Genomic DNA, 4,853 nt, shown 5'->3' with positions numbered 1-4,853 from the left:
CGAAGGACCCGGTCGCAGCACAACAGGAAGCCTTCTGGCTTTACATGATCATGAAGCAAAGAGCGAATGCTACAGACTTGGAGCTGGGACAGCAGATTGATCGGCCGTTTTGAAGCGGGCCCAAACCGCTGGTGCATGATGAACAGAATGGGCAGGGGGGAGCGATTTGGGCTGCGGTGACATAGATATCGAACCATTTTCACCGGAAGAGTCTGAAATTTTGGCGAAAGAGCGCGCAGATCTTTGGGCACAAGCGTATGGCTTTGCAGACGCTGAAGACATGAAGGCTGAAGGCGAAAGAATGGAACGAGAGTACCGTGCTCAGAAGGCCAGAAAACAAGAGCGATGACGGTTGCAACGAGGCAGAATACTTTGGAAAAACGATGCTAACCGTCACGATGCGGCAAGTAGTGGAACAAAGCAGTGGAAGAATGTTCGTAGCGGAGGTCATCCGGATTCCTTCAAATGCGGCAGCCGGGGCAGATATCTACTATCTGGGTATAACACTCGAAGTCGGAATGCCGCTCGGCTTAATGACGACGGCAACTGGTGACGTGTTGCGGAAATGGATGCGCTTCTCTTCCATCGAAGACTATTTGGCGATAGTCCCTGAGCGTTTGATATGTGTCACATTGTATCCGACGACATGCATGCTACCCAAAGTCGTGAATATGCTGGTCAACCGGTACCACCTTGATCACGAATTAAAGACGGCTCCGCTAGAAAGCGAAAGACAACGTCTGATAACTGCTTTGCGCTCACCGAAGGGTGCGAATGATCCAACACGAGATGCCTCAAAACGCTCGATGGGCCGCTACTTGCATTAATCTACGACGCTATTCACCTTAGTGAATCGCATTTCCGCACCGTCGATAAGGCACAAAATGTGTAAACAAGAGCCCAATAAAGCCCACCATCGAACAGCCGAAGCTGAGAAAACTGCCGCCGACATTGCCACAGTTATGTTCCGGCACGGCCTCGACTTTAAGTCGCTCAACACGTTTTTGTTGGCAAACACAACGTTGTTGGAGGCCGGCTTGGCCAAGAAAAAACGACATCGGCAGTACCTCGACGAAAGAGCCAAGATCAGGCGCGAACTGCTCCGGCGCCATGTAAATGGCGAAACCTATCGTCAGATTGCTGAGACGCTGGATATCAATCTCACTCGAGCTTCTGAGACAAAAGCGACTGAAGTCGACCGCATCTGGAAGGCAATATGTGCTGACCCCAATAGCGTGCCAGCACTTGCTGAAGAATATGGCCTTTCCACCTACGACATCATGACGATTTATCAGAAACGGCAAGACCGCTATGACGCGCAGGTAGAAGAAGACCGACTCTGGGCGGAGCAATGTGATGACAAATACTAAGAACCTGTTCGGGTAGCACAAATTCAATGACTGATCATGATTTCAACACTGGTGCCGATCAATGACCCATGTCTTAATGGCAGGTGTGCTTCTCGGAGCATTGTGTTTACCGGTCAAAGCAATGGCCGAAGTCCAGGTCCGAGACGCTGACACAATCGTTGTGAGAGGGACGCCTGTGCGACTGAATGGCGTTGATGCACCCGAGCTTGGAACGCGTGCCGGGCAGGAGTCTCGCCGATGGATGGTGACTTTTCTCAGGGGCAAACAGGTCGAATGTAGCCTGACAGGTGAGCAAACATATGATCGCTGGGTTGGGGTTTGCTTTGCAGAAGGTGGGGATATTGGCGCGGCCGTTATTGCTGCCGGCTATGCGCTCGATTGCGCCAGGTATTCTGGCGGTCGCTATGCACATCTCGAAACGCCGGCCGCAAAGTCACGACTGACCCGGGCAAGATATTGCTAAGTTGCGCCCGTCCATTAAACCCGGCTTTTTGGGCTTGAGCGTTGCCTGTTACGTTGCTTGGGCAGTTGGGCGTGCGTGACCGCCTGGCGATCTGCTCCCTATGTGACAGAGCTAGATTGAAATTCCAAAATCGTCTTGCGGCGCGCCCCGTGCCACGATCTGCAGATTTCCGTCTGCCAGCGGTCGTTGTAACGTCAGTGCTTCATCCACATCTGCCTGCAGCCACAGATCAACTTCATTCTTTGTGGTAAGTACGACCGGCATCGCCTTTGGGTGGATTGCACCAACATCTGCATTTGCCTCGGTCGTGAGAAAACCAAACAGGTTGTCTGTGGTCTCACCGTCTTTCAACTTTCGCACTGATGTCCACTCCGTCCAGATTCCGGCAAAGAACGCAACCGGTCGATCTTCAGACAAGGCAAACCATACCGGTTCTGAAGGTTTGCCAATCTGATTGTGCGGCTCCGAAAACGATGTGAAGGGAACAACGCAGCGGTGCTTCACACCAAACCACCTGCGCCAGTGCGGCGACTGTGTATTGCGAACATTGGTCACGCCCCTATCTGTTTTCTTGCCTTTCAACGCAAAGGCAGGCGACGGCATCCCCCATCTCATCATCGATAGGACTGGTCCGGTTTCGCCGTTGCTGACAACTGGAGCCATGTAGTCAGGATATATGCCGGTCAGGGGCGGCAGGTTGCCTGTCTTGTCTTCAAGGCCATCAAACAGCGCGCGTATCGCGTCTTGGCCCTTCGCCATCGAAAAAAGATTGCACACACCCAACAACTCATCACTACGCCACGCACCGTCGTGGACGGGGGAAGTATAGGCGCGGCATTCGGTCCCGTCAGCAAGTATTAAGTCTGGGAAAGCTGCAATCAAAGCACGAGCACTGTCGATGTCTCGAAGATAGACTCCCAATGCGTCAGTTGCGAGGCCTCTGGATGAATGGACGGCATAGAAACCCACGCCCACTTCCGTGCTGAGCCATACATGTAACGCGTCCAGGCGCATACCAAATCCGCCCTCTGGTATGGCAAACCTCACCCGAACTGGGAAAGCCAACTCATCAATCTTCTTTTGCGGGGTTGAACGACGAACCATCACATACTCACTACATCAAGTCGAATAAAGAACATTAAGTGAACACTTAAGTCAAGAACCACTGTGTCTGGCTTAAGGGCGCTTTATGCGCTTCAACGCAACCTGTCGGTGGATTTCACATACGAAGTGCAAATTCTGCATTAAAACAGAGAGTTGCATGGAGTATGAAGAACGGGAAGCCACTACTGTCATCTGAAGCTGGACGAATGACGCAAGCTTTCAAAGTGGCTTGAAGCCAAAATGTAGATATCAGAAATCGCGGATCGATTGGGTCGCTATCTTTGCCGCATCTCCCGGTAGATCAATGGCACGACCCGAGGAACAGCCTCTGCAGCGACTTCTAGCGTCTGATCAATATCTTCCTCCGCAATGTCAAACATTGAGTTGCCGTCATCATCGAACATATGGACCAGGATCGGCACCATCAGCTTCGAGCCTATTGCAGACTGTCCAAAGGTATCCCAGGTCGCGACATCAAGCTTCACCGCCTCCATGAAGCCTTCGCACCAGTCCATCGCAATGGCGTGTCCTTCCGGGGCCTGCCAGAACACCGGCTCCAGCACCGGTGTCGCCGCGGCGAGACCTGCTGCGATCTGATCCATCCGCTGTGTTGTCAGCTCCATGATGCGTTTTGGAACGCGGACGCCTGCCCCAAAGGCCACATCAGCCCAATTCGCAACTGGCGTTGGAGTGCAGACCAACCCAGTCAAGAACCCATCCAGATCAGACAGACCCAAACTATCCGGTGGACTGTCGTTTGAGCGCAGGTAGGTATCTAGTTCGGTCAGAATGTCAGTTATCGCGCGGCTCAACGTGATTGATTGATTGCATCAGCATTCAGACCCGGAAAGCCTTGCAGCAAATGCACCAGGCCCGCTCGAATCCAGTATCGAAGACTGGGTGTTAAATCTTGAGCTGTTCCAGTGTTTTTCCTGCCGCCAGGGCTGCTCTGAACCAATCAGGATACCGTCCCTTGCCGGTCCAGGTTTGCGTCTTGTCATCTGGATTGGCGTATTTGGGTATGCCTGCCTTTTTCGGTTTCTTTGCCGTTTTGCGCGCGGTCTTTGTAACAGAAGTGGCACGACCGGTAATATCTGCCAACGTAAAGCCATGGGCTTTGGCAGCTTTCTCAGCCGCTGCCAGCGCCTCTTTCATTTCTTTCTTTTCCATCACCGCCAGCGTCTTGTCGATTTCAGCACGCAGCTTCTCGAGCTCTTTGCGGGTCATGGGTTTCAAGTTGATCTTCATTCGGGGTGTTCCTTGCAGTTGCTTGCCGCAATACATCAAATACGTTTAGGGGAGTGAACCGCGTCGATACTCGCTTAAGCGGCGTGTACACTGGTACGCCTGCACCATACAAATAGCAGAACTGGCCGGAACCAAAAGGCCCCGCCATCCATTACAATCTCCGGCGTCTGAGCATGGCGCATAGGCCTGATAGGTCCGAGCATCATGACCGGATCGTCGGCAAGACATGACGCGGCGAGGAGCACAGATCGCGGCACGGAATATTGTGGGCGGGTCGACAAACACGACTTCCAGCTCTTCCTGGCCATCAACGATATCGACCACACAAAGACCAAGGTGAAATCACCGCAAACAAACGGCATCTGCGAGCGGTTCCACAAGACGGTCCTGCAGGAGTTCTATCAGATCGCGTTCCGCAAGAAGCTATATGACAGCATCGACGCACTTCAGGCAGATCTGGACGAATGGCTGCATCACTACAACCACGAGCGCACGCATCAGGGCAAAATGTGTTGCGGCAGAACGCCTATCGAAACTATGATCGACGGGAAAGAAATCTGGCAGGTAAAGCTCGTGAACTGAACTTCGCCTGACAGACGCCGCCAGAAAAACGGCCAACTGTCAGATCACATCTGAACTACTACAAATAATGTGTCAAAACGGCCCAT

General features: G+C 52.6%; 7 protein-coding genes and 1 pseudogene. 5 read left to right on the top strand and 3 right to left on the bottom strand.

The features are described from left to right. Nucleotides 1-166: 166 nt before the first annotated feature. The 4 genes from ACFWW2_RS16125 to ACFWW2_RS16110 all read left to right on the top strand — a co-directional run bounded on the left by ACFWW2_RS16125 (nt 167) and on the right by ACFWW2_RS16110 (nt 1,833). Nucleotides 167-349 (top strand): hypothetical protein, encoded by a 183-nt coding sequence (locus tag ACFWW2_RS16125; protein WP_393929574.1) that lies wholly within the window; start codon nt 167-169, stop codon nt 347-349. Nucleotides 350-383: 34 nt separating this feature from the next. Then, nucleotides 384-827: a hypothetical protein gene (locus ACFWW2_RS16120; protein WP_393929572.1), complete on the top strand. Its 444-nt coding sequence runs from the start codon at nt 384-386 to the stop codon at nt 825-827. Between the two features lie 57 nt (nt 828-884). Continuing rightward, nucleotides 885-1,370, top strand: coding sequence for a hypothetical protein (locus ACFWW2_RS16115; protein ID WP_393929570.1), 486 nt, complete (start codon nt 885-887; stop codon nt 1,368-1,370). 61 nt (nt 1,371-1,431) lie between these two features. Then, nucleotides 1,432-1,833, top strand: a complete 402-nt coding sequence (locus tag ACFWW2_RS16110; protein WP_393929568.1) for a thermonuclease family protein — start codon at nt 1,432-1,434, stop codon at nt 1,831-1,833. A gap of 111 nt (nt 1,834-1,944) precedes the next feature. Here the strand turns inward: ACFWW2_RS16110 and ACFWW2_RS16105 are convergent, their stop codons facing one another. From ACFWW2_RS16105 to ACFWW2_RS16095, 3 genes are all read right to left on the bottom strand, one after another. After that, complete coding sequence (locus tag ACFWW2_RS16105; protein ID WP_393929577.1) at nt 1,945-2,937, bottom strand: SOS response-associated peptidase; 993 nt, start codon at nt 2,935-2,937, stop codon at nt 1,945-1,947. Between the two features lie 275 nt (nt 2,938-3,212). Further along, nucleotides 3,213-3,749 (bottom strand): YecA family protein, encoded by a 537-nt coding sequence (locus tag ACFWW2_RS16100; RefSeq protein ID WP_393929566.1) that lies wholly within the window; start codon nt 3,747-3,749, stop codon nt 3,213-3,215. Between the two features lie 91 nt (nt 3,750-3,840). Further along, the gene (locus ACFWW2_RS16095) at nt 3,841-4,185 is read right to left on the bottom strand and encodes an H-NS family nucleoid-associated regulatory protein (RefSeq protein ID WP_393929564.1); all 345 of its coding nucleotides are present in this window, start codon (nt 4,183-4,185) and stop codon (nt 3,841-3,843) included. A 243-nt stretch (nt 4,186-4,428) separates the two neighbouring features. Between ACFWW2_RS16095 and ACFWW2_RS16090 the strand changes: the two are divergent. Then, nucleotides 4,429-4,767 (top strand): annotated as a pseudogene (locus ACFWW2_RS16090) (integrase core domain-containing protein); the annotation flags it as partial. Between the last annotated feature and the right edge of the window lie 86 nt (nt 4,768-4,853).

Source organism: Yoonia sp. R2-816, assembly GCF_046762905.1.
Taxonomy (GTDB): Bacteria; Pseudomonadota; Alphaproteobacteria; order Rhodobacterales; family Rhodobacteraceae; genus Yoonia.
Note: the sequence above shows the minus strand (reverse complement) of the source record. Positions and strands in the feature narration are given on the sequence as shown.